Origin of the sequence: Tessaracoccus oleiagri, assembly GCF_900103275.1 — a bacterium.
In the GTDB taxonomy this organism is placed as follows: Bacteria; Actinomycetota; Actinomycetes; order Propionibacteriales; family Propionibacteriaceae; genus Arachnia; species Arachnia oleiagri.
Genome location: NZ_FNGP01000005.1, coordinates 86,233 through 108,267, shown reverse-complemented (window position 1 = coordinate 108,267; position 22,035 = coordinate 86,233). Strand labels below are relative to the sequence as shown.

25 protein-coding genes and 1 tRNA gene are annotated in these 22,035 nt (G+C 68.9%); 7 read left to right on the top strand and 19 right to left on the bottom strand.

Annotated elements, in window-relative coordinates; all coding sequences use genetic code 11:
* Nucleotides 1–62: 62 nt before the first annotated feature.
* The 5 genes from BLR46_RS12785 to merA are packed head-to-tail and all read right to left on the bottom strand — an operon-like array spanning nt 63 to nt 3,967.
* A complete protein-coding gene (locus BLR46_RS12785) occupies nt 63–944 on the bottom strand; it encodes a cytochrome c biogenesis CcdA family protein (protein WP_245701705.1) in 882 nt (293 codons plus the stop codon).
* Nucleotides 945–983: 39 nt separating this feature from the next.
* Nucleotides 984–1,511, bottom strand: coding sequence for a TlpA family protein disulfide reductase (locus BLR46_RS12780; protein WP_093252926.1), 528 nt, complete (start codon nt 1,509–1,511; stop codon nt 984–986).
* Nucleotides 1,508–1,798: a hypothetical protein gene (locus BLR46_RS12775; protein ID WP_093252924.1), complete on the bottom strand. Its 291-nt coding sequence runs from the start codon at nt 1,796–1,798 to the stop codon at nt 1,508–1,510. Before BLR46_RS12775 ends, BLR46_RS12780 begins: the two co-directional genes overlap by 4 nt.
* A gap of 28 nt (nt 1,799–1,826) precedes the next feature.
* A complete protein-coding gene (merB, locus tag BLR46_RS12770) occupies nt 1,827–2,495 on the bottom strand; it encodes an organomercurial lyase MerB (protein WP_093252920.1) in 669 nt (222 codons plus the stop codon).
* Nucleotides 2,496–2,545: 50 nt separating this feature from the next.
* Nucleotides 2,546–3,967, bottom strand: a complete 1,422-nt coding sequence (gene merA / locus BLR46_RS12765; protein ID WP_093252918.1) for a mercury(II) reductase — start codon at nt 3,965–3,967, stop codon at nt 2,546–2,548.
* 103 nt (nt 3,968–4,070) lie between these two features.
* Here merA and BLR46_RS12760 point away from each other — a divergent pair, with 103 nt between their 5' ends.
* Entirely contained in the window at nt 4,071–4,460 is a 390-nt protein-coding gene (locus tag BLR46_RS12760) for a heavy metal-responsive transcriptional regulator (RefSeq protein WP_009378277.1), read from the top strand.
* A gap of 403 nt (nt 4,461–4,863) precedes the next feature.
* On the opposite strand, the gene mutM is transcribed toward BLR46_RS12760, so the two are convergent.
* Entirely contained in the window at nt 4,864–5,652 is a 789-nt protein-coding gene (gene mutM / locus BLR46_RS12755) for a bifunctional DNA-formamidopyrimidine glycosylase/DNA-(apurinic or apyrimidinic site) lyase (RefSeq protein WP_176761774.1), read from the bottom strand.
* A gap of 250 nt (nt 5,653–5,902) precedes the next feature.
* Here mutM and BLR46_RS14910 point away from each other — a divergent pair, with 250 nt between their 5' ends.
* Entirely contained in the window at nt 5,903–6,490 is a 588-nt protein-coding gene (locus tag BLR46_RS14910) for a hypothetical protein (RefSeq protein ID WP_143008296.1), read from the top strand.
* Between the two features lie 256 nt (nt 6,491–6,746).
* Here BLR46_RS14910 and BLR46_RS12750 read toward each other — a convergent pair whose 3' ends face one another.
* The 3 genes from BLR46_RS12750 to BLR46_RS12740 all read right to left on the bottom strand — a co-directional run bounded on the left by BLR46_RS12750 (nt 6,747) and on the right by BLR46_RS12740 (nt 9,853).
* Nucleotides 6,747–8,030: a class I SAM-dependent methyltransferase gene (locus tag BLR46_RS12750; protein WP_093252915.1), complete on the bottom strand. Its 1,284-nt coding sequence runs from the start codon at nt 8,028–8,030 to the stop codon at nt 6,747–6,749.
* Nucleotides 8,027–9,409: an FAD-binding oxidoreductase gene (locus BLR46_RS12745; protein ID WP_218118461.1), complete on the bottom strand. Its 1,383-nt coding sequence runs from the start codon at nt 9,407–9,409 to the stop codon at nt 8,027–8,029. The genes BLR46_RS12750 and BLR46_RS12745 overlap by 4 nt, the downstream gene beginning before the upstream one ends.
* Nucleotides 9,410–9,475: 66 nt before the next feature.
* Nucleotides 9,476–9,853, bottom strand: coding sequence for a helix-turn-helix domain-containing protein (locus BLR46_RS12740; RefSeq protein ID WP_245701703.1), 378 nt, complete (start codon nt 9,851–9,853; stop codon nt 9,476–9,478).
* 106 nt (nt 9,854–9,959) lie between these two features.
* On the opposite strand from BLR46_RS12740, the gene BLR46_RS12735 reads away from it, so the two are divergent.
* Nucleotides 9,960–10,907, top strand: coding sequence for a permease (locus BLR46_RS12735; protein WP_245701701.1), 948 nt, complete (start codon nt 9,960–9,962; stop codon nt 10,905–10,907).
* A gap of 81 nt (nt 10,908–10,988) precedes the next feature.
* On the opposite strand, the gene BLR46_RS12730 is transcribed toward BLR46_RS12735, so the two are convergent.
* The 4 genes from BLR46_RS12730 to codB all read right to left on the bottom strand — a co-directional run bounded on the left by BLR46_RS12730 (nt 10,989) and on the right by codB (nt 14,100).
* Nucleotides 10,989–11,062 (bottom strand) — tRNA-Pro (locus tag BLR46_RS12730).
* A 64-nt stretch (nt 11,063–11,126) separates the two neighbouring features.
* Complete coding sequence (locus BLR46_RS12725; protein WP_093252906.1) at nt 11,127–11,561, bottom strand: GNAT family N-acetyltransferase; 435 nt, start codon at nt 11,559–11,561, stop codon at nt 11,127–11,129.
* A 59-nt stretch (nt 11,562–11,620) separates the two neighbouring features.
* Nucleotides 11,621–12,859 (bottom strand): cytosine deaminase, encoded by a 1,239-nt coding sequence (gene codA / locus BLR46_RS12720; RefSeq protein ID WP_093252902.1) that lies wholly within the window; start codon nt 12,857–12,859, stop codon nt 11,621–11,623.
* Nucleotides 12,856–14,100: a cytosine permease gene (codB, locus tag BLR46_RS12715; RefSeq protein ID WP_093252899.1), complete on the bottom strand. Its 1,245-nt coding sequence runs from the start codon at nt 14,098–14,100 to the stop codon at nt 12,856–12,858. The genes codA and codB overlap by 4 nt, the downstream gene beginning before the upstream one ends.
* Nucleotides 14,101–14,272: 172 nt before the next feature.
* On the opposite strand from codB, the gene BLR46_RS12710 reads away from it, so the two are divergent.
* The 3 genes from BLR46_RS12710 to BLR46_RS12700 are packed head-to-tail and all read left to right on the top strand — an operon-like array spanning nt 14,273 to nt 15,430.
* The gene (locus BLR46_RS12710) at nt 14,273–14,743 is read left to right on the top strand and encodes a DUF2975 domain-containing protein (RefSeq protein WP_093252898.1); all 471 of its coding nucleotides are present in this window, start codon (nt 14,273–14,275) and stop codon (nt 14,741–14,743) included.
* Complete coding sequence (locus BLR46_RS12705) at nt 14,743–14,976, top strand: helix-turn-helix domain-containing protein (RefSeq protein ID WP_093252896.1); 234 nt, start codon at nt 14,743–14,745, stop codon at nt 14,974–14,976. Before BLR46_RS12710 ends, BLR46_RS12705 begins: the two co-directional genes overlap by 1 nt.
* A 37-nt stretch (nt 14,977–15,013) precedes the next feature.
* Complete coding sequence (locus BLR46_RS12700; RefSeq protein WP_093252894.1) at nt 15,014–15,430, top strand: CoA-binding protein; 417 nt, start codon at nt 15,014–15,016, stop codon at nt 15,428–15,430.
* 3 nt (nt 15,431–15,433) lie between these two features.
* Here the strand turns inward: BLR46_RS12700 and der are convergent, their stop codons facing one another.
* The gene (gene der / locus BLR46_RS12695; protein WP_093252889.1) at nt 15,434–16,792 is read right to left on the bottom strand and encodes a ribosome biogenesis GTPase Der; all 1,359 of its coding nucleotides are present in this window, start codon (nt 16,790–16,792) and stop codon (nt 15,434–15,436) included.
* 162 nt (nt 16,793–16,954) lie between these two features.
* Here der and BLR46_RS12690 point away from each other — a divergent pair, with 162 nt between their 5' ends.
* On the top strand, nt 16,955–18,499 hold the full coding sequence (locus BLR46_RS12690) for an ABC-F family ATP-binding cassette domain-containing protein (RefSeq protein ID WP_093252886.1): 1,545 nt from the start codon (nt 16,955–16,957) through the stop codon (nt 18,497–18,499).
* Here the strand turns inward: BLR46_RS12690 and BLR46_RS12685 are convergent.
* Genes BLR46_RS12685 through prcB form a run of 5 tightly spaced genes read right to left on the bottom strand, consistent with a single transcriptional unit; the run spans nt 18,496 to nt 22,026 of the window.
* Nucleotides 18,496–18,819 (bottom strand): YqfO family protein, encoded by a 324-nt coding sequence (locus BLR46_RS12685; RefSeq protein ID WP_093252883.1) that lies wholly within the window; start codon nt 18,817–18,819, stop codon nt 18,496–18,498. The two genes, BLR46_RS12690 and BLR46_RS12685, sit on opposite strands and share 4 nt — an antisense overlap.
* A complete protein-coding gene (cmk, locus tag BLR46_RS12680) occupies nt 18,812–19,465 on the bottom strand; it encodes a (d)CMP kinase (protein WP_425441405.1) in 654 nt (217 codons plus the stop codon). Before cmk ends, BLR46_RS12685 begins: the two co-directional genes overlap by 8 nt.
* Nucleotides 19,465–20,544 (bottom strand): prephenate dehydrogenase, encoded by a 1,080-nt coding sequence (locus BLR46_RS12675; protein ID WP_093252877.1) that lies wholly within the window; start codon nt 20,542–20,544, stop codon nt 19,465–19,467. The genes cmk and BLR46_RS12675 overlap by 1 nt, the downstream gene beginning before the upstream one ends.
* Nucleotides 20,537–21,214, bottom strand: coding sequence for a proteasome subunit alpha (gene prcA, locus BLR46_RS12670; protein ID WP_245701722.1), 678 nt, complete (start codon nt 21,212–21,214; stop codon nt 20,537–20,539). The genes BLR46_RS12675 and prcA overlap by 8 nt, the downstream gene beginning before the upstream one ends.
* 2 nt (nt 21,215–21,216) lie before the next feature.
* Nucleotides 21,217–22,026, bottom strand: coding sequence for a proteasome subunit beta (gene prcB, locus BLR46_RS12665; protein ID WP_218118460.1), 810 nt, complete (start codon nt 22,024–22,026; stop codon nt 21,217–21,219).
* Nucleotides 22,027–22,035: the final 9 nt, after the last annotated feature.

The following is a 22,035-nucleotide window of genomic DNA, read 5'->3' as shown; positions in this document are numbered from 1 at the left end:
TTGGCGCTCGGCGGTAGTTACGACGTCGAGTCAATCGTCCTCAGATTCCGGCAGAGTCGTGCTCACTCCGTCGTCGCGCTCGGCCGGTCGTCGGCAGAGTGCGCTTGCTCGGCGTCGCAGCAGTCTCCCTTGGCCTTCCAGATGGACATAGGACGGCGTCCGGCGAGGGTTCCGAGCAGCAGCGCGACGAACACGGCCGCGACGGACACTCCGGTCACGACGCCGACGTGCCCCTGGACCCAGTCAGACACCGAAGTTGCGACCGCGGCGACGGCATTGGTGCGGCCGAACGCTGAAGCGTCACCGGTGACGGCCGGGTACCAGTACCAGGCCAGGTAGGCCCCGGTGAGGATGAGCACGGCGGCGGTGACCCTGGGGCCATAGCGTGCCAGTGAGGCAATGCGTCGCGAGAGCGCCGTACCGGCAGCGGCAGCGGTGACGGCGACGAGCAGCAGGACGCTCGCGGATCCCGCGGCGTAGACGGCGAAGACGAGGAGCAGGCCGGCGAAGCTGGCTGTGGCCTGCGCCTGCGCGACGACGGCGAGGAACACTCCGAAGGTGCACGACAGCGACGCCGCGGCGTAGCCGACCCCGAAGACGACCATGCGTGCGGTGCTCGGCGGACGCGCCGTGACCCGGTTGGGGATGCCGGGCAGCCGGAGCGAGAACGAGCGACCGGCCAGCATCGCCGCGCCGAACAGGACGAGCACGACGCCGACGGCGAGCCCCAGTGCTGGAGCGGCCTGGATCAGGCTCCGCGCTCCGGCACTCACAGCGATACCCGCCAGCGCCAGCGTGCCTGCGAACCCGATCGTCACGGCGAGGCCTGCCCGCAGCGATCGAAGGAGGCGCACCGGGGCCGGGGAGGATGCGGCGTCGCCCAGCGCGTGGGTGATCCATGCCGGAAGCAGTGCAAAACCGCAGGGGTTGACCGGGGCGATCATTCCGGCAGCGAAGGCGAGGGCAAGGAGTCCACCCATGGCTCAGGCCCCGGCCTTTTCGAGCTCGCCGATGATCGTCTCAGCGTCGGGGTCGGTGGCGCGGAAAGTCACCCGGCCGTCGGAATCGACGATGATGAGCGTGGATAGCGCGGCGACGTCGAATCGCTGGGACAGGGTTGCGCCCTGGTCGATGGCGGCGGGGACGCGTTCAGCCTCGACGTATTTCATGAAGCCTTCGATAGTCTCCTTGGTTTCGCGCGGATCCATGTCGACGGCGAGGAATCCGGCACCGGTGCCGTTCGCTTCCGCGCTGGCGGCGGCCTCGCCGAGGGATCGGGCCCCGCCGACGCATTCGCCGCAGCCGACAGAGAAGAAGAACACCGCGGTGGGCTTCCCCGCGGCGGGCAGGCTGACCTGCCTGCCGTCGATGCTGGTCACGGCCGCGGGCGAGCCGACATCGGCTGTGGGCGCGGCGTCGTCAGATTTGCCGCAGGCGGTCAGGACCAGCGGTCCTGCGACCATGAGGCCTGCGAACGAGAGGGCCGCGCGGCGGGTGAGGGGGGTGGTCATAGGTTCTGGTCTTCCTTCGTGTCGGTGGCATGATCGGAATCAATGGTCGGGCAGCAGTCGTGGCCGGTGCGGTCGCTGCGGGTCCGGCGGTGGGCGGCGGCGAGTACGACGAGTACCACGAGCGCCATGCCGGTGCCTACCACCCAGGGGTTGGCGAGGATCCCGCCGAGGCCGGCGAGCACGCCGCCGGCGATGAGCAGCGGCAGACCGCAGCACAGTGCCATGAGGAGCACGACCCCTGCCCCGAGCACCAGGCCGCCGGGTCGGTCGTCGCGTCTGGTCGTCATCGGTGTTCTCGTTTCATTCGGGGCCCGGCTAGCAGCAGCGGTGGCAGCGGTCGGCAGTCTGGGCGTCGGCCCGGAGCCGGTCGAGCAGGTGGGAAGCGAGTTCGATGCCGATCTGATGGGCTTCGATCACCGGCACCGCTTGAGCCCCTGGGTGCTCAGCGAGCCATCCGGCGGCGTCGTCTGCAGATGTAAAGTAGTGCACCTGGTCGCAGAACGAGGAGCGGATCGAGGTGATCTGCTCCGGGTTCACCAGGGACACGACGGCGCTCGCGGGTTCGACGCGGGTGACGCCGGTGGCAGGGTCGACGTTGACGGCGACGACGATCCTCTCGCCGCTGGCCGGGGAGACAGACTCCACGCGGGCCGCCCGGTCGAGGAGGCCAGGGAAGACCAGGGTGTCCAAGGCGCACCAGGTGTAGAGCTCCTGACCGGCCACGGCGAATCGGTGCGGGGTCGGGCGCAGGGTGAGGCCCTGGCCGACGATGCGGCCCTGGTCGTCGTACTCAGTGTCGGGCACGGCGGCCAGCCCGTTGCAGACCTGCTCAGGGGTGCGGCCGGCGGCGGTGGCGAGCTGCTCGATCGTGACGGGGTCGCCGTCGACGAGCAGCCGCAGCAGCGGGACCAGCAGGCCGGGGTCGAGGCCGGTCTCCTCGGGCCTGTTGAGCCGATCGGGCAGTTGCGTGCTGAGGTCGGACATTTCGGTTTCCTCCAATTCTGAGTTCGGGCAGGTGCTGCTTCCGGGTCGGGTCAGGCGCAGCAGGACAGCTTCGAGACGTCGGCGGTGAAGGCCTTGGCGGCGATCCGGATGCCCTCGGCCATGGTCAGGTACGGGGCCCAGGCGTCGGCGACCTCCGCGACGCTCTTGCCGAGCACGTGGACTCCGGCAGCGGCGAGCTCTCCGGCGTCCTTGGCAACGGCGGTGAGGCCGAGGATCTCTCCGGTGTCCGCGTCGGCGACCATCTTGATGAACCCGCGGGTGTCCCGGTTCACCAGCGCGCGGGGCACGTACTCCAGCGGCAGCACCCGGCAGTCGCAGCGGATGCCTGCGTCGAGGACCTGCTTCTCGGTCATGCCGACCGCGCCGATGGCAGGCCCGGTGAACGTCACTCGCGGCAACCGGGCATAGTCCACCGACCTCTCGGCGTCGGCGAAGGCGTTCTCGGCGACCAGAGTGCCGTGGTGGGCGGCGACGTAGACGAATTCGGGGTGCCCGGTCACGTCGCCGGCGGCCCAGATCCGGGGGTTCGAGGACTGCAGCTGGTCGGAGACCACGATCTGCCCGGAGTCGCCGGTCTTGACCTCCACCGCCTCCAGGTTCAAGGCATCGGTCACTGGCCGGCGGCCGAGCGCGACCAGGAGCTGGTCGGCGCGGAACTCCTGCGAACCGCCGGACACGTCGGCGGCCACGATGACCTTCCCGTCGGCGCTGCGAGCCACGCTGGTCGGGACCGCTCGGCGGACCACCCGGATGCCCTCGTCGGCGAAGACCTCGGCCAGCGCCTTGGACACCTCCGGCTCCTCCTTCGAGGCCAGCCGGGAGCGCACCAGGAGGGTGACATTCGATCCGAGGCGGGCGAACAGCTGGGCCTGCTCCAGCGCCACGTATCCGCCGCCGAGCACCAGCAGCGACTCGGGGACCTCGGTCAGTTCCATCGCCGTCGTGGAGGTCAGGTACCCGGCCTCCTCCAGCCCGTCGATCGGCGGGGCCCAGGGATGGGAGCCTGTGGCGACCAGGTACTGGGCGGCCTCGATCGTCTCGACAGCGCCCTCGACAGACCGAACCTCGAGGACCGGCGCTTCAGGGGTGCCGGCGAACGCGGCTTCGCCCTGCCGTACGTGCCAGCCGTACGACTCGGCGACGTCCACGTACTTCTCACCCCGCAAGCCTTCGACGAGGTCCTGCTTCCCGCCGATCAGCGTCGGCATGTCCACCGGTCCCGCGGCCGTGGCGATGCCGGGGAACCGCTGCGAGGCGTCTACGGCAACATGCCGGGCATCAGCGGCGGCGATGAGCGCCTTCGACGGCACGCAGCCGGTGTTCACGCACGTGCCGCCGAAGGTCCCGCGCTCGATCATCGCCACCGACTTGCCGAGCGTGGTCGCGCGGATGGCGGCGGCGAACGCGCCGCCTCCGGATCCGATGATGGCGAGGTCGTACTTGGTAGGCATCGCTGCTCCTGTCAGTCCTTGGATTTCTGCTCCGTCTCAGCCATACTGGACCTTCCAGTACAGAGGAAGGTCAAGTGCGGCCGCGACACGGATGGAGGAGGCCATGAGGATCGGGGAATTCGCCGAGGCGGCCGGCACCACGGCGAAGACGCTGAGGTTCTACGAAGAGCAGGGGCTGCTCCCCCCGCCCGACAGGACGTCGTCGGGGTACCGCGACTACCCGCCGGACGCAATCGCGCGCGTCGACTTCGTCCACCGCGGCCAGGCTGCCGGCCTCACGCTCGCCCAGATCCGCCAGATTGTGGACATCCGCGACGCCGGCCACGCCCCGTGCGCCCACGTCCGAGACCTGCTCGACGCGCGCCTGCGCGACATCGAGCAGCAGATCGCCCAGCTCACCGCCTTGCGCGACACCATCGCCAACCTCCGGGACGACGCGGCGCACCCCGAGCCCGAGACCTGCAGCGCGGACCAGGTCTGCCGGTACGTATAGACAAGAGAGCCGCGACCGGCGAATCCGACAGACCGCTGTTCCAGGGCGCACGACGATGCGCAGTTGCGCAACGATGCTGCCCCCTTCAGGGATGGCGGCAGGGACGATGGCCAGAGGAGCCGTTCTGGCATCGACATCTCGGTTTGGTCGATTGGCGAGCACCACGTCAGGACACGAGGACAGACCGGTTCAGAAGGGCCGGATCTGTTCACTCGGGACTCGCCGAGCTAGCAGAGCTGACCGCGGTCCACCATCCACGGCGATGAGACTCGCTATATATCTATGTACAGCGGATCGAGCCGAACCCCACTGCGACCGCGGTCCGCCTGCAACTCGAGAGACGACCTCTCGACTAGCGTTTCCGCTGGCAGAGCGGGCAAGAATAGCTCGACCCGTTCATCAACTACTCCCGCACGATCGGCGTCCCGCAGCGCCTGCAGGGCCGGCCGGCACGACCGTAGGCATTCAGGCTGCGGGCAAAATACCCGCTGCTGCCGGCCACGTCGACATAGAGGGAATCGAACGACGTTCCGCCCTGAACGAGCGCTGCATCCATGACCTCCCGCGCGGCATCGATCAGCGCAGATATCCTTGGCTTGCTCAACGACGATGCCGCCGTCTCCCCGTGCACCTTGGCAGCCCAGAGCGCCTCGTCGGCGTAGATGTTCCCGATACCGGACACCACCCTCTGATCCAGCAGCACGCGCTTGATCCCGGTGCGCCTGGTCTTGATCCGCGCGACCGCTGCCGCCTGGTCGAACAGCGGATCGAACGGATCCCGCGCAATGTGGGCAATCGGCGAAGGCAGCACCGCACCGCCCTCGTCGTACATCAGATGCCCGAACGTGCGCTGGTCTTCGAACCGCAGATCATGGCCGCCGTCGGTGAAGGTGAACCGAGCCCGCTCGTGAGTAGCGACTGCCGCCTCCGGCGAGGTGATGAGCATCTGCCCGCTCATCCCCAGATGCGCGAGCAGCGCGTCCTCGCCGTCCAGGACCAGCCACAAGTACTTACCGCGTCGCGCAGTCCCGGTGATCATCGCACCGACCAACCGCACTGCCAGATCCCCCGGACCGCCCACATGACGGCGGGCCGCACGCGGATGCAGAATAGTGGCCGAGGCGATCGTACGGCCACGGGCATGATCGTCGAGTCCACGGCGCACGACCTCGACCTCAGGAAGTTCAGGCACGGCTAGCACCTCGCATGATCCGGGACCCGGAGTTACGGCGGTGCGCTACTGAGCATGTCGGGCCTGGTCAGACCGGGAAACGACTCGTTGACGTCGGGCCACTGTCCGGCACTGCCATGCGGGATCTTTGCGCGTGCGACTTGCTTCGACCCGCTTTACATGAATGTAGAAGGGGCCCGACTACCCAAGTGCGCTGACCGACCAACCGACGGTCCTGATAAGCGGCGTCTTAGCGGCTTTCTCGTGCAAGTTGACGCTGAGGAAGAAGGACATCCTGGACGCTCTTGAACAGAAGCGGATGATCAACTCGGTTGCGGGAACGTTCGGCAGCGCTTGGCCCGAGGTAATGACCGGGCCAGTTCCCTTTGGCCTCCTGAGCCAATCGACGGGGTTGATGCCTTCATCCCAAGATCCCAGAGGCGACTTCAGAACCCTCTATGATGATCTTGTTCATAGCGTCGACGGGTACGCTGTCGGACATCCGAGCGAAGAGTTGGACGCTCTCCTAATCGCCGACCGAGGATTCTGGAGCACGAGCTTCTCCGCACTTGCCCCCAAACTCCAACCCGATGGAACCTATAAGCATCTTCCTATGACTGCTTTCTTGGAGCACGCGCCGGGAAAAGAATTGGGCGGCTACCCACTTGTGCAGTTTCTGACATGGCTCTCAGCGCGCTGCAGCAGTGGCGTGTCCTCGCTGTCGGCTCTACGTCCGGTGTACGGTCTGGATCAGCAATCGGGGACTATGATTTTCTGGGAAGGTTCCATCTACCCTGAGCACATTCAGGCGAATCCGACCGTACTGCTCAACGAGTATGGGCATAGCAAGGTGCTTTAGGGCACAGTGCATGAGCGCATCTTCCGCGGCACGACGAGTCGCACGTCCACAGCGCCTTCCCCAGTTAACACCTAACCGATGCCTGCCGGAGGACGTCCGCTGTCGTTCCAAGGGGAGTTCGGGATGATGGTGCCGTCGCCCGCTCATCGGCATGAGCGCGCGCATCTCAAACGTTGCGCGGCGAGACGTAGCCCAGCATCCTGATGCGCCTTCCTGCGCTCCGATCGATATTCCTGGTCTGCTTCCCGCGGTGGCGTCACCACGTCGGCCGGAGCGGATAACCGCTCGAACCATCGGCAGCAGTGCGCACCGCAAGCACTTGGTGCAGCTGGACGTGGTTCCGCTCGAAGCTGAGCCGCGACCCGGCCATGTACAGGCCCCACGCTCGAGCGGTGGGCTCACCCACCTCCGCGACGCACGAGTCCCAGTTGTCGACGAGGTTGCGGCACCACTCGGTCAGCGTGCGGGCGTAGTGCGGGCGGAAGTTCTCCTCGTGCATCACCTCGAGTCCGACGTCCTGGATCTCCTTGATGATCGTGCCGGAGCCGGCCATTTCGCCGTCGGGGAAGATGTAGCGGTCCAGGAAGGGGCCCATGTCGGCCCGTCGGTTGTGAGGGAGCGTGATGCAGTGGTTGAGCAGCCGGCCCTCGGGGCGGAGGCGGTCGCGGAGGAAGGCGAAGTACGCGGCGTAGTGGCGCACGCCGATGTGCTCGGTGAGCCCGATCGAGCTGATCCCGTCGAACCCGCCCTCCGCGACGTCGCGGTAGTCGGCGTGGCGAACCTCCGCCAGGTCTGTGAGCCCCTCCTCCGCGATGGCCCCCGCAGCCCAACTCGCCTGCTCCCGGGACAGCGTCACTCCGAGGGCGCGCACGCCGTAGTGCTTCGCCGCGTGCCGGACCATGCCTCCCCACCCACAGCCCACGTCCAGCAGCCGCATGCCGGGTCGCAACCCGAGCTTCCGGCAGACGAGGTCGTGCTTCTCGGCCTGGGCCTCCTCGAGGGTCGCCGCTTCAGATGGGTACACGGCGCACGTGTAGGTCATCGAGGGGCCGAGGACCCGCTCGTAGAACGCGTTGGAGACGTCATAGTGGTGCGAGACCGCGGCGGAGTCACGCGCCTTCGAATGACGAAGCCCCAGCACGGCCCACCGCCACGCCGGCGGCTGCTCGATGCTCGGTGGGGAGGGCGGCCTCAGCAGGGAGGGGCCGAGTCGTCGTGCCAGGTCCAGCCCCTCTGATGGTGACGGAATCCTCAACTCGAGTCGGTCGCGCACCAACCTGAGGATCTCGTACGGGTCCCCCGGATGGACCCCTTCCAGTTCCAGGTCGCCGGACAGGTACGCGCGGACGAGTCCCAGTTCCCCGGGGGCGGTGAGGAGGAACGACAGCCCGCGCGGGCTGCGGAGCGCCAGACCCAATTCTGAGGCCTCTGGGCCGGCGGTGCTTCCGTCGTATGCGGTGAAGCGCACAGGGAGGGGCTCGCGGAGCAACGAGGTGACCACCTCCGCGATGGTCGGTGCATGGGCTCGATCGGTTTTCATCTCTGCTCCACTGCCTTCTCGTACAAACTGGTCAGCCGGTTGTCAGGGTCGTACTGGGACTTCACTGCGGCGAGGTTGGAGGCTCCGTAGAGCTCGTCGAACGCCTCTGGTGAGTAGAAGGCCTCGGAGTAGAGCGACTTGTGACCGCCCAGCGCCGTCACCTTCTCCTCGACCTCCCTGTTCGTCCTGCCCCGCGGGCCCCGTGGGTCCCCCGGCACGGTCCCCCAGAAACCGACGTTGACGTAGGTGGTGCCACTCACCATCGGGTAGGTGGGCCAGGGACGACGGCCCGGTTCGGCCTGCGCCCGCCACCGCAGTGGGCAGAGCCACACCGGACGAAGCCCGACGGCTTCGTCGAACCACGTCAGGAACTCCGACAGTCGGTCCACGGGCACCTCCACGTCCTGGATGACCCGCTCCCGAACGGGCCGGCCCGCGCGCTCGTCCAGTCGGTCGGTGAGGTGGAGACGACGATCGAGCGCCATGAGCCGGTGGTACACGTCGGAGCGACGCCAACGCCGCGGCCACAGCCGCCGCACGAGGGGGTGCTGTGCCCCGAAGGGCCTCGAGCACCAGAACCAGTCGGTGTCCCAGCGCCACAGGTAGTCGTGGAGGGTGAGCTGGTCGGTGCTTCGGCTCCTGATGGACCGGTAGTAGATTTGTTGGCCGGTGTAGTCACTGGGCGGGGCATCCAGCCTTTCCGTCCAGGTGGCGACGGTGAGATAGTACTCCCCCGGCTGGAAGGCAACGCCGTCCAGGGCGTCCACGCGGGTGCCCTGATGCGCACGGGTGGCGACGATCTCCTCCACGGCATCGGCGAGTGCGGAGGCATCGCGGAACGGCACGTGCCGCAGCGTCACGTAGCGCGGGACCTCCTCGAGTTCGATCAGGAGGCGGGTGGCGTACCCGAGCGAGCCGTACGAGTTCGGGAATGCGTCGAACAACGGCTCCCCCGGCCGTGTGGTCACGATCTCACCGGAGCCGGTGAATACGTCCATCTCGAGGACCGACTCGTGCGGCATGCCATTGCGGAAGCTCGTGGACTCGACGGCGAGGCCGCTCACGGCGCCGCCGAGCGTGATCGTTTTCAGTTGCGGGACGACGGGCGGTATGAGGCCGTGCGCGAGCGTCGCGTCGACGAGCCGCTCGTAGGTGCACATGCCCTGGACCTCAGCGGTGCGCCCGACGGGATCCACCGACAGCACACTGGTGAGGCCCGATGCATCCAGCCCCGGTGCCCCGGTACCCGATCTCGGCCGGAACAGGTTCGACGTGGGCTTCGCGAGCCGGACCGGCCGCCCGGCCGGTATGGCGTCGTATGACGATCGCAGCCTCGCGATGGCCCGATCATGGCCCTCGCGGGCGCGTGACGTGCTCACGAAGCCACGATAACCCGGGAGCCCCGGCTCCGCCGGACCTCGCTGCAAAGCGCCCGATGTGCTGCCTTAACTCCCGGGCTCGTCCGATGCCGCGGGCAGTTCCGGATCCAGCAACTGGCGGATGGTTTCGACCCCGTCGGTGTTCACGGAGTACCAGGTCTGTCGCCCCTGCCGCTCGCGGCACACGAAGCCGGCGTCGTACAGCGCTCCGAGATGGTGCGTGATCGTCGGCTGCGTGAGCCCCAGTCGGTCGGAGAGGTCGACGGTGGCCGTGCGGCCCCCGTCGGCGCGACGGATGAGGCTCAGCAGCCGTAGCCGGGCCGGATCCGCCAACACCTTGAGCGCGCGCGCCAACTGCTGCGCCTCGTCGGCATTCAACTCCGCCTGGAGCACGGGCGAGCAGCACAGATCCGCCACCGCCTGTCGGGGAACCACTTGACTCATAGACATACATCTATCATATCGACCATTGTCGATCAATCGACGGCCATCTATGAATCGGGGAAACGTGCAAGACTCAGCCGCCCTTCTAGTTTCGGTAGCCGGAGACGTGTGGGCAACACTCTCCAAGAACTGGCCGTATCTCGTGCTCAGCACGGTCATCGCGTCGTGGATCCAGACGTACGTCGACCAGCAGCACCTAGCGCATTGGCTGCGTCGACGGGGCTGGGTCGCCGTTGCGGCTGCCGTGGCAGTGGGTGCCTTGACGCCGTTCTGCTCCTGCGGGACCACGGCCATCGTGCTCGGTGCCCTGGCCTCCTCCGTGCCCTGGGCGCCAGTCGTGGCGTTCATGGCGTCCTCGCCCCTCACGAGCCCCTCCGAGTTCGTCCTGTCTGTGGGCCTCTTCGGGTCGCCGTTCGCCCTCACCTATCTCCTGTCATCGGTGGGCGTCGGAGTGCTCGGTGGCCTTGCGGCATGGTGGCTGGAACGCCGCGGCCTGCTCGACGGGCAGGCACGGATGAGCTCGATGCCGGTCCCCATGCCGATCGGTGCCAAGAGCCTCGGAGTGACGACGGAGCCGCCGTCACCGAGCGGTCGCTCGCTCCTCGCGCTCGCGGAACCGCGGACGCGCGCGGTGGCCCATGATCTCCGGGTCCGGCGTCTCGTCAACGCGCTCTGGTCGAACATGCGGAAGGTCGCGTTGTTCTTCCTCGCCTTCGCCTTCGTCGGGTACCTCATCATCCGCATCGTCCCCGCGCATTTCCTGACCGAATGGCTGGGGCAGGGCAACCCGCTGTGGTCCGTCCCGCTCGCGGCGCTGCTCGGCGTCCCCGTCTACCTCAACAGCGACGCATCGCTGCCGTTGGTTGCCGGCCTCGTCGAGGGCGGAATGAGCCCGGGGGCCGCCATCGCCTTCCTGACCACGGGCGCCGGCACCAGCATCGGCAGCATCACAGGCATGCTCGTGATCGCTCGTTGGCGGGTCGTCGCACTGGTGGTGGCCACGTTGTTCGTGACAGGCGTCGTCACAGGATGGCTTGCCGCATTCTGGCTATGACGTGCGTCGTGACATGTATTGATCCGGGCATGGAAACGGGGCAGTTCGAAGTCCTCGAACTGCCCCGCTCTGGCCTATCGGTCGGGCTGACAGGATTTGAACCTGCGACCCCTTGACCCCCAGTCAAGTGCGCTACCAAGCTGCGCTACAGCCCGCCGAGCCCTTGTGGGCCCGAGGAAGAACACTAGCGCATGCGCGCCGGTGCGTGCCAATCATGCCTCAGCTGAGCGCCAGCCGGAAGTGGTGCGCGGTGATCTCCATGCGCTCCTTGAGCAGGAACCGGTGCGTGTCGAACCGGTCCACCGCGGCGTTGAGTTCGACGGTGTCGCAGCGCAACTCCTTCGCCCGGGCCACGAGCATCCGGAACAGCCGGGTACCGTGCCCCTCGTTCCGGTGCTCGGGATCGGTGACGATCGCGTCGATGTAGAACCGTCGCAGCGCCGTCGTGGAGGCCATCACGCGCCACGCGGCAACCGCGAAACAGGTGTCGCCCTGGACCACCGCGGTGAATCGCAGTCCCTGGGGCGCGCCTTCGGAAAGCAACTGATCGAGCTTCGCACGATCGAGGTGGGGACGCAGCGACTGCAGCACCGGCAGGGCTCGGTCCCACAGCGGGTCCCCCAGCGACAACTCAATGAAGTTCGTTTCCGACATAGAAAAAGTCTGCCACTGGACGGTCCCGGCCGTTCCCGAACGCTGCAGCCGCCCGAATTTCAGAACAGCACTTCGAAGCTCGCCGGTTGTGCCCGTACAATCTCCCGGCCGGCCCGGTAGGACGCCACCACCTGCGACCCGAAGCTCAGCGCCTCGTACCAGCTGGGCGCGTCGAGCACGATGAAGTTCGCCGGGTTGCCGACCTCGATGCCGTACCCGTCCAGGTGCAGCGTCCGGGCCGCGTTGTGCGTCACGAAGCGGTAGCTGTCGAGGATCTCGGCGTGACCCATCATCTGCGTCACGTACAGCCCGTTCAGCACGACGTCGCGGAGGTTGCCGGTGCCGAGCGGGTTCCACGGATCGACGATGTCGTCCTGGCCGAAGCTCACGTTCAGTCCCGCCTCCGTCAGTTCCTTCACCCGGGTCACTCCCCTGCGCTTGGGGTAGGTGTCCGTCCGCCCCTGGAGGTGGGTGTTGACGAGCGGGTTGGAGACGAAGTTGATGCCGCTCAGCTTCAGCAGGCGCAGCAGCCGGATGAAGTAGGCGTTGTTGTAGGAGTGCATGGCGGTGGTGTGGGAGGCGGTCACCCGCTCGCCGATCCCCGCCTCGTACGCCCGGGTGGCGAGGGTCTCGAGCCCCCGCGAGTCCTCGTCGTCGATCTCGTCGCAGTGCACGTCGACGAGCAGCCCGAACTCCTGGGCGAGCTCCACGGCGAAGTCGAGCGAGCTGACCGAGTACTCGCGCGTGAACTCGAAGTGCGGGATCGCGCCGATGGCGTCCACCCCCATCTCCGCCGCCCGGCGCATCAGCTGCCGACCGTCGGGGAACGACTCGATGCCCTCCTGCGGGAACGCCACGAGTTGCAGCGTCACGGAGTCCGCCAACTCCTCCCGCAGCTCGAGCAACGCCCGCAGCGCCGTGAGTTCCGGATCGGTCACGTCGACGTGGCTGCGCACGTACTGGATGCCGAACCGAGCCTGTTGCCTCACCGCACGCCGGACGCGATCCTTCACGTCCTCGACGGTGAGCGTCCGCTTGCGCTCGCTCCAGATCTCGATGCCCTCGAACAGGGTGCCCGACTCGTTGTACCGCGGCTCCCCGGCGGTCAGGGCCGAGTCCAGGTGGACGTGCGACTCGATGAAGGGCGGCAGCGCGAGGCGGCCACCGTGGTCGACGACGGCCTCGCCGGGGTTGGGGTCCAGGTGGGTGTCGATCTCGGCGAAACGGCCGTCGACGATGCGGATGTCGCTGGTCCCCTGCTGGTTCTCGATGCGTACGTTGCGGACGAGGAGGTTCATCGACGGACCGCCTTCTCGACGCTCAGCCCCACGAAGTAGATCGCCAGTGCGGCGGCCACCGCGTTGAGCGAGGTGATGCCCCACGTGACCGTCCAACCGACGATCGCGCCGCCGACCACTCCCGCGACGGCCGCCCAGACGACGGCGTGGCGGGGCCCGCTGCCCGGCCGGTACTCGTCGCGGTGCGCGAAGTAGCCCGCGATCAGGATCGCGCCGATGGGCGGCAGGGTGGCGTTCAGGAAGGAGAGCCAGCCCACGAAGTTGTCGTAGAGCCACAGCGCCAGCAGGGTGCCGAACGTGCCGGCGACGACGACCAGCGGCTTCTTGCTGATCTTGGTGATGTTCGCGTAACCGAGGCCGGTGGTGTAGAGCGCGTTGTTGTTGGTGGTCCAGATGTTCGCGCCGAGCACCAGCAGCGCCGGGATTGCGAGACCCTGGGCGATCATCACGTAGAAGATGTCGTCCTTGCCGGTGAAGGCGCCGCCGACGGCCCCGAAGCTGAACATCAGGGTGTTGCCCAGGAGGAACGCGACCACGGTGGTGACCACGGCCGAACGCGTCGTCTTCGCGAACCGCGTGAAATTGGGCGTGGCGGAACCGCCCGAGATGAACGACCCGACGACGAGCCCGACCGCCACCATCAGCGGCATGCCCTCGGACCTCGCGAACACCTCGGCGAGTCCCCCGCCGCCGTCGACGGCCAGCACCATGGAGTAGGTGCCGAGCAGCGCGATCAACGGGACGGAGATGAAGCTCACGATCTCGATGGCGCGGATGCCGTAGTAGGCGGAGGCGGTCATCGCGGCGCCCGCGACGAGCACGATCGGCCAGGCGCCGATGCCCAGGAGTTCCCCGGTCGGGATGGCGAACATCGCCACGCCCACGCCGAACCAGCCCATCTGCGTGAACGAGATGAGCGCCGACGGCAGGTAGCTGCCCACCCGGCCGAAGGACCGCTGGGCGAGGAGGTCGAAGCCCAGCCCGGTCTTCGCCCCGAGGTAGCCGAGCAGCCCGGTGTAGGCGGCGAGAATGGCCCCGCCGATCACGACGGCGGCGACGAAGCCGCCCAGGTCGAGCCCGTTGCCGAGACGGGCCCCGACGCTCATCGAGGCGGAGAAGAAGGTGAAGCCCAGCATGACAAAGCCGACGGCCCAGAAGGAACGTCGGCTTTGGAGTGGAACGGCTTCGAAGGAGAAATCGTCGTCGTGTCGTGGTTCGCGCGTGATGGTTTCGGTGCTCATAGTCCGCCCTCGAAAGTTGACCAAATTGCCGGAAGCATACGGCCGCAGGGAGCCGCGTCGCAACGCGAGCCGGAGAAATGGACACCCGGCGGCAACTCACGTGATGGAGGCTGGGCAGGATCGATCTATCGAGTTACGATAGGTAAGTCTCGTAACACGATAGGAGTGGGCAGTGCACAAGTGGTTGATCGTCGCGTTGAGGGTGATCCTCGTCTGCGGCCTGGCCGGGTCGCTCTTCGTGCAGGTCTGGATGGTGCCGCTGGTGGCCGTCGACCTCGCCGAGGCATCTGCGCCACCGGCGATACGTCTCTGGCTCCCGGTGATCCTCGTGGCAGGGATCGCGACGATCCAGGTCACGATGGTCTGCGTCTGGCGACTCCTCAGCATGGTGGCGCGCGGCACGGTGTTCACCCCGCGGGCCCTCCGGTGGGTCGATGTGATCATGGGCTCGGTCCTGGTCGCCGCACTGCTGCTCTTCGCACTCGGCGCCCTGCTCGCGCCGACCGACGTGCCGCCGGGCCTGGTGCTCCTCGTCGGCGGCGCGGGCGGCCTCGTGCTGGGGGTCGCGCTGCTCGTCGGCGTCCTGCGTGCGCTGCTGGTGCAGGCGTCGGGCCTCAAGCACGAGCTCGACGAGGTGATCTGATGCCCATCGTGGTGGACATCGACGTGATGCTGGCGCGGCGCAAGATGTCGGTCGGTGAACTCGCCGACCGCGTCGGGATCACCCCCGCGAACCTCGCCGTGCTCAAGAACGGCCGCGCGAAGGCGGTCCGTTTCACGACGCTCGCCGCGCTCTGCGAGGCTCTGGACTGCCAGCCCGGCGACCTGCTCCGCTGGGAGCCGGAGGAGCCCGTCGACCCCTCGGTGGACGCGTGACCCCACGGCCGGTCCCGTCCTGTGCTTGGCTGGAACCATGGCACACCGCAACGACCCCGACACGATCCGCCGACTCCTGACGACCCCCGGGCGCTGGGCGGTGGTCGGCCTCTCGGACAATCCCGAGCGCGTCGCGTACGGCATCGCGAAGTACGTCCAGCGGCTCGGCATGGAGATCGTCGCCGTGCACCCCAAGGCCGAGTCCGTCCACGGTGCCCCCGGCTACGCCAGCCTCGCCGACGTCCCGGGCCGGATCGACGTCGTCGACGTGTTCGTCCGCTCCGAGCTGGCCGGGGCGGTCGTCGACGAGGCCATCGCGGTCGGGGCGGGCGCAGTCTGGCTCCAGCTCGGGGTGATCGACGAGGACGCCGCGGCCCGCGCCGCTGCCGCCGGCCTGGACGTCGTCATGGACACCTGCCCCGCGATCGATGCGCCGAGGCTGGGGATCGCGTAGCGACTAGGTGCGCTCGCTGCGCTTCGCGCGGGCCCGCACCTCGACGTGCACCGGCGAGCCGCTGAAGCCGAAGTCCTCGCGGAGCCGTCGCTCGACGAAGCGCGTGTACTGCGGGTCGAGTTGGCCGCTGGTGAACAGCACGAAGGTGGGCGGGCAGTTGTGCGCCTGCGTGCCGAACAGGATGCGCGGCTGCTTCCCGCCACGGACCGGGTGCGGGTGCGCGGCGGCGAGCCGGCCGAGGAACGCGTTGAACTTGCCGGTGGAGATGCGGGTCTCCCAGCCCTCGGCCGCCTCCTCGATCGCCTTGCTGAGCTTGTCGACGTTCCGGCCGGTCAGCGCGGAGATGTTCACCGTCGGCGCCCACCGGAACGCGACGAGGTCGCGCTCGATCTCGCGCTCCAGGTAGTGGCGGCGCTCCTCGTCGGTCAGGTCCCACTTGTTGAAGGCGATGACGAGCGCGCGGCCGCCGTCCTCGATGGAACTGAGGATGCGGAGGTCCTGGTCGGTGATCGGCTCGGAGGCGTCGATCACCATCACGCACACCTCCGCCCGCTCGATGGCGGCCTGCGTGCGCAGGCTGGCGTAGTACTCGTGCCCGCTGGCCTCCTTCACCCGGCGTCGGATGCCCGCGGTGTCGATGAAGTGGTAGATGTTGCCGGCGACCTCGACGATCTCGTCGACCGGGTCCACCGTGGTGCCGGAGATGTCGGAGACCACGGAGCGCTGCTGTCCGGCGAGCTTGTTGAGCAGGGACGACTTGCCGACGTTCGGCTTCCCGACGATCGCGACCCGCCTGGGCCCGGACTGCTCGACGTAGGTGGAGGGCGGGGCCTCGGGCAGCACGTCGAGGATCGCGTCCAGCAGGTCCCCGGAGCCGCGGCCGTGCAGCGCCGAGACGGCGTACGGCTCCCCCAGCCCGAGGTTCCACATCGTTGCGGCCATGGCCTCGTGGCGCTGGTCGTCGACCTTGTTCGCGGCCAGGATCACCGGCTTGTTGGAGCGGCGCAGCACGCGCACGACGGCCTCGTCCTCGTCCAACGTGCCGACGGTGGCGTCCACGACGAACACCACCGCGTCCGCGGCGGCGATGGCGAGTTCGGCCTGCTCCGCGATCATCGCGGCCATGCCCTTGGCGTCGGAGATCCAGCCGCCCGTGTCGACGACGATGAAGTCCCTGCCGTTCCAGTTGGCGTCGTAGCTGACCCGGTCGCGCGTCACGCCCGGCTCGTCCTGGACGACGGCGGCGCGCCGCCCGAGGATGCGGTTGACCAGCGTCGACTTGCCGACGTTGGGGCGACCCACCACAGCCACCACGGGCTTGACGGCGGTCTCCTCCACCTCGGCGAGAAATTCTTCGGTCACGACGCTCCTCCACGGATCCCTGCTTGGCGACCGCCCATTCTATCGGTTACCTTGTTGCTGACCTATTGTCGACGATTGGACCTGCAGGTGTACCTCGCTCCGCGCGACTGAACCGCCGTCGAGCAACCGCTCCGGCGCTCAACAACGACCGCAGGAGCCACCATGCCCATCCATCTCAACGACCTCTCATTCGCGTTCGACCCGCAGGGTCCGGCGCTCCTCAGCGACATCACGCTCGGTATCAGCGCCCCAAGGGTCGGCATCGTCGGCCGCAACGGCTCGGGCAAGTCCACACTGCTCAGGCTCATCGCCGGCGACCTCTCCCCCACCCGGGGCACGATCACCGTCGACGGGCGCGTCGCCCGCCTGCGGCAGGACCTGCTGCAGGCGGAGGACCTCACCGTCGCCGGCCTCCTCGGCATCGACGGGAAGATCGCCGCCCTCGCCGCCATCGAGACCGGCAGCCTCGACCAGCACCACTACGACACCCTCGGCGACGACTGGGACGTCGAGTCGAGGGCGGAGGCGGTCCTCGCCCGCCGGGTGCCGTCGCTGGCGCTCGACGGTGCGTTGCACCGGCCGACGAGCACGCTCTCCGGTGGCGAACTGGTCCAGCTGGGCCTCGCCGCGCTCGAGCTGGAGGGCGCAGCGGTCGCGCTGCTCGACGAGCCGACCAACAACCTGGACCGCCGGTCGAGGGAGACGCTGTACGCTGCCGTCGCCTCATGGCCGGGCCAGGTGGTCGTCGTCAGCCACGACGTCGCACTGCTCGACCGGATGGACGCCATCGTGGAGCTGCACGGCGGCGTCGCGCGCGTGTTCGGGGGCAACTTCACCGACTACCGGGCCCAGCTGGCGGTGGAGGCCGCCGCAGCGGCCCAGTCCGTCCGCGCTGCGCACCAGAAGGTGCGCGCCGAGCAGCGGGAGCGCGACCACGTTCAGACCGCCATGGCACGCCGCGAGCAGCAGGGCAAGAAGGCGGCGCGGGAGAAGCGGGCGCCCGGGATCATCCTCAACACCTGGAAGGACCGGTCGCAGAAGAGCCGAGGCGCCGAGCAGATCCGCGCGGCGGAGAAGGTGGAGGCTGCGCGCGAGCGGCTGGCCGAGGCCGAGTCGCTGGTCCGCGACGACGCCTCCATCCGCATCCCCCTCGTCGACCCCGGCCAGGCCCGCGGGCGGCGCCTCGTCGAACTCCGCGACGCGGACCGGACGCTGGTCATGCAGGGCGGCGACCGTTGGGCACTCGTCGGTGACAACGGCGTCGGCAAGACGACGCTGCTGCGCGGCCTCACGCCGTTCACGCCGCGGGTCGGCCACCTCGACCAGCGGCTGGACCTGCCGCCCGGGACGGTGCTCGACGTGGTGCGCGGCTCCGCCCCGGACCGGCCCGCCCACGACACCCACGCGCTCCTGGCGCGGTTCCTGCTGCGCGGCGAGGTGGTGCACCGTCACGTCGATTCCCTCTCCGGAGGGGAACGGTTCCGGGTGGCGCTGGCGCGCATCCTGTTGGCGGACCCTCCGCCGGAGCTGATCGTCCTCGACGAGCCGACGAACAACCTGGACCTGGACTCGATCGACCAGCTGGTCGACGCGCTCACGGCCTACCGGGGCGCGCTGCTCGTCGTGAGCCACGACCAGTCGCTGCTCGACCGGCTCGGCCTCGACCGCGTGGTGGAGCTGACGAGGGAGGGGACGCTCGTGGGCTAGGAGGCCTCGTTGCGCACGACGTGGAAGGCCGGCTCCTCGTAGGGGTGCGCCCGGCGGAGCGCGGCGACGACCCGCTCGCGCAGCGCGCGCGGGAAGGTCAGCTCGACCCGGTTCTCCTCGACGAACTCGAGTTGCCCGACCGTCCCGATCGTCGGGTTCGCCTCGCCGACCGGCCGGAACTGGCCGGTGCCGCGGGAGACGAACGCGCACTGCTCGTACTCCCCGATGGCCCCGGCGCCCGCCTCGAAGAGCGGCCCCAGCACGGCCTGGGTGTCGTCCACCGGTACGTAGAAGACCAGCACGTCGAGGGGCTCAGCCATGGCGCGGGAACAGCCCCTCGATGCGGGCCACCACCTCGTCGGGGGTGAGGAACGTGGAGTCGATCACCGTGACGCCCTCCGCCGCGTCGGTGAAGTTGGACACCGTCGAGTCGTCGCGGTCGCGCCGCAGCACCTGGTCCTGCACCGCCTCGCGGTCGGCCTTCCCCGCGAGCTCGGCCTCGCGGCGGGCGACACGGGCGTCCGGGTCGGCGATCAGCAGGACGCGCACGTCGGCGTCCGGCGCCACCACCGTGGTGATGTCGCGGCCCTCGACGACGATCCGGCGGCCGTGCTCGTCGATGATGCGGCGCATCCGTGACGTCAGGATCTCGCGCACCTCGAGGTTCGTGGCCACCCGCGACACGGCGGCCGAGATGCGCGGCTCGCGGATCTCGGCGGTCACGTCGCGGCCGTTGATGGTGAGGGTGTTGCCGTCGCTGCTCGTGACGATGCGCAGGTCTGCGCCGCGCACGTAGTCGGCCACGCCGTCGTCGTCGACGTCCTCGGCGAGGACCCCGGCGGTGGCGGCGCGGTACATGGCACCGGTGTCGAGGTAGCCGAGGCCGAGCTTCGCCGCGAGCAGGCGCGACGTCGTCGACTTGCCCGAGCCGCTCGGCCCGTCGATCGCGATCAGGAGCGATTCCATCATGTCCCTTCCTTGGCGCCCGAGAAGGCCACCCAGCCGCGCGCCTCGAGCGTCTCGCGCAGCTGCTCCGCGACCTCGCTCTCGACGGCAATCGTGAGGTAGCCGATCTGGCGCACGGGGTCGTGCTGCAGTTCGAAGTCCTCGACGTTGAACCCGGCTTCGCCGATGTCGCCGAAGAGGTGCCCGAGCGCGCGGGGCTCGTCGGGGATCTCGACGGTCACCTCGCGGACGTCCAGAGGCTCCAGGCCGTGCTTGACGAGCAGCGCCCGGGCGCCCGCCTGCCCGAGGCCGAGGAAGGCCTCGAGCTTCTCCGGGTTGTCGAGGACGCTCATCAGGTACTTCAGGTCCTCGGCCACCTCGTCGAGCTCGGAGCGGATTGCGGCCGAGTTGGCGGTGATGATCTGCCGCCACAGTCCGGGGTCGGACCCGGCGATCCGGGTGACGTCGCGGATGCCCTGGCCCGCGAGCCTGAGGTTCTCCCCCGGCACGGCGCGCAGGTGCGACGCGGTGAGGATGCTCATGAGGTGCGGCACGTGGCTCACCTGGGCGACGGCCTCGTCGTGCTGCTGCGGGGCCATGACGATGACCCGGGCCCCGGTGCGCTCCGCCATGTCGACGATGGCCGAGATGCTCGCCACGGAGTTGTCCTCGACGGGGGTGACCACCCAGGTGCGGTCCACGAAGAGGTCCGCGCGGGAGGTCAGCGGCCCGGTGAACTGCGATCCGGCCATCGGGTGCGACGGCACGTAGCGTCCCGCCAGCGCCGGTGCCAGGTCGGCGACGGTGAGCGCGAGCGGGCTCTTCACGGATCCCACGTCGGTGACGACCGCGCTCGGGAACCGCTGCAGCGAGTCCACCACGACGGCGGGGATCACCGCGGGCGGGGTGGCGACCACGACGATGTCCACGTCGTCGCCCTCGGGCGCACCCACCTGCCCGGCCCCCATCCCGGCCGCGACGAGCGCGTGCGAGGCGACCGAGTCGCTGAGGAACACCTCGCAACCGGCCTTTGTCAGCGCGAGCCCGAGCGAGCTGCCGATCAGGCCCGCACCGATGATGAGCACCCTCGGCTCAGCCATGGAGCAACTCCTCCACCAAAGTCCGGTCGAGTCGCCGGAAGCGACGGCGCCGGTCGGTGGAGCGCTCGAGCAGCGCGACCTCGAGCTGGTGCGCGCCGAGCGGTGCCGAGGCGGAGAGTGACCCCGCGGCCAGTCGCACGGTGTCGGCGAGCGGCATCGTCGCGGCGTAGGCGCCCTCGATGTGGTTCGCGAGCCGCTCCGCGTCGCCGCCGATCACCGAGAAGGAGCGCTCGTCGTTGATCACGCCGTCGTAGCTGATCCGGTAGAGGACGTCCTCCTCAGCCTGCGCCGCCACCTCGGCGACGATCAGCTCCACCTCGAACGGTTTGTCCACCGACGACGCGAACGCGGCGCCCAACAGCTGCGAGTAGGCGCCGGCCAGGCTGCGGGCGGTCACGTCGGCGCGGTCGTAGGAGTAGCCGCGCATGTCCGCGTGGCGGATCCCCGCGATCCGCAGCGACTCGAACTCGTGGTAGCGGCCCACGGCCGCGAAGCCGATGTGGTCGTAGATCTCGGAGACCTTGTGCAGCGTCGAGCTGTGGTTCTCGGCGACGAACACGATGCCGGGCCCGGACTTGAGCACGGCCACCGAGCGACCGCGGGCGATGCCCTTGCGGGCGAACTCGGCCCGGTCCAGCATCTGCTGCTCCGGCGAGACGTAGAACGGCATGCTCACAGGGCGCCTCCCTTCGGGCCGCCGTGGCGCCGGGCGCGGGCGGCGACGATGTCCTCCGCCACCGCGCGGACGCGGTCGGGGTCCCAGCGGACCACGCCGTCGGCCGAGGCGCGCATCACGACCGGCATGACGCCCCGGGTCAGGTCGAGGCCCGAGGTGGCGGCGTCGTCGTCGGCCGCGTCGAACAGCGACTGCAGCAGCACGGTCACGGTGGTCAGTTCGTCGGCGTCGGGGTCGTGCAGCTTCTTGAGGGCGCTGCGGGCGTAGGCGGCGCCGGAGCCGAGCGCGGCGTGCCGGTGCTCCTCGTAGCGGCCGCCGGTGGGGTCGTAGGTGAACATCCGCCCCGCGGCCGCGGTCCGGTCCCAGCCGGCGAACAGGGGCAGGACCGTGAGCCCCTGCATCGCGGAAGGGAGGTGGGCGCGGAGCAACGCACCCAACCGGTTGGCCTTGCCCTCGAAGCTGAGGCGGGTGCCCTCGACCTTCTCGAAGTGCTCGAGCTCCACTTGGAAGAGCTTCACGAGCTCCTTCGCGACGCCGGCCGACCCGGCGATCCCGATGATCGACTCCTCGTCGGCGGCGAACACCTTCCGCACGTCGTGCAGGGCGATGACGTTGCCCATGGTGGCGCGACGGTCGCCGGAGATCACCACGCCGTCGGCGTAGCTCGCGGCGACGATGGTGGTCCCGTGCGGGCCGCCGGCGTCGGCGGGCACGCCGGGCGGCGTTCCCTCGGTCCGGAGCAGCTCCGCGAAGGAGGCGCTGCCGCCGGCCAGAAAGTTCGCCGGGAATCCCGGATGAGTTTCCATCGCTTCCTC

Bases quoted from the DNA above. Each gene is read 5' to 3' on its own strand.
- BLR46_RS12705 (WP_093252896.1), top strand. From the start codon at position 14,743: ATGCCCATCGTGGTGGACATCGACGTGATGCTGGCGCGGCGCAAGATG.
- BLR46_RS12690 (WP_093252886.1), top strand. From the start codon at position 16,955: ATGCCCATCCATCTCAACGACCTCTCATTCGCGTTCGACCCGCAGGGT.
- codB (WP_093252899.1), bottom strand. From the start codon at position 14,100: ATGAGCACCGAAACCATCACGCGCGAACCACGACACGACGACGATTTC.
- BLR46_RS12740 (WP_245701703.1), bottom strand. From the start codon at position 9,853: ATGAGTCAAGTGGTTCCCCGACAGGCGGTGGCGGATCTGTGCTGCTCG.
- BLR46_RS12760 (WP_009378277.1), top strand. From the start codon at position 4,071: ATGAGGATCGGGGAATTCGCCGAGGCGGCCGGCACCACGGCGAAGACG.
- codA (WP_093252902.1), bottom strand. From the start codon at position 12,859: ATGAACCTCCTCGTCCGCAACGTACGCATCGAGAACCAGCAGGGGACC.
- BLR46_RS12785 (WP_245701705.1), bottom strand. From the start codon at position 944: ATGATCGCCCCGGTCAACCCCTGCGGTTTTGCACTGCTTCCGGCATGG.
- merA (WP_093252918.1), bottom strand. From the start codon at position 3,967: ATGCCTACCAAGTACGACCTCGCCATCATCGGATCCGGAGGCGGCGCG.
- prcB (WP_218118460.1), bottom strand. From the start codon at position 22,026: ATGGAAACTCATCCGGGATTCCCGGCGAACTTTCTGGCCGGCGGCAGC.
- BLR46_RS12725 (WP_093252906.1), bottom strand. From the start codon at position 11,561: ATGTCGGAAACGAACTTCATTGAGTTGTCGCTGGGGGACCCGCTGTGG.
- BLR46_RS12700 (WP_093252894.1), top strand. From the start codon at position 15,014: ATGGCACACCGCAACGACCCCGACACGATCCGCCGACTCCTGACGACC.
- BLR46_RS12780 (WP_093252926.1), bottom strand. From the start codon at position 1,511: ATGACCACCCCCCTCACCCGCCGCGCGGCCCTCTCGTTCGCAGGCCTC.
- BLR46_RS12685 (WP_093252883.1), bottom strand. From the start codon at position 18,819: ATGGCTGAGCCCCTCGACGTGCTGGTCTTCTACGTACCGGTGGACGAC.
- merB (WP_093252920.1), bottom strand. From the start codon at position 2,495: ATGTCCGACCTCAGCACGCAACTGCCCGATCGGCTCAACAGGCCCGAG.
- cmk (WP_425441405.1), bottom strand. From the start codon at position 19,465: ATGGAATCGCTCCTGATCGCGATCGACGGGCCGAGCGGCTCGGGCAAG.
- BLR46_RS12775 (WP_093252924.1), bottom strand. From the start codon at position 1,798: ATGACGACCAGACGCGACGACCGACCCGGCGGCCTGGTGCTCGGGGCA.
- BLR46_RS12750 (WP_093252915.1), bottom strand. From the start codon at position 8,030: ATGAAAACCGATCGAGCCCATGCACCGACCATCGCGGAGGTGGTCACC.
- prcA (WP_245701722.1), bottom strand. From the start codon at position 21,214: ATGCCGTTCTACGTCTCGCCGGAGCAGCAGATGCTGGACCGGGCCGAG.
- BLR46_RS12675 (WP_093252877.1), bottom strand. From the start codon at position 20,544: ATGGCTGAGCCGAGGGTGCTCATCATCGGTGCGGGCCTGATCGGCAGC.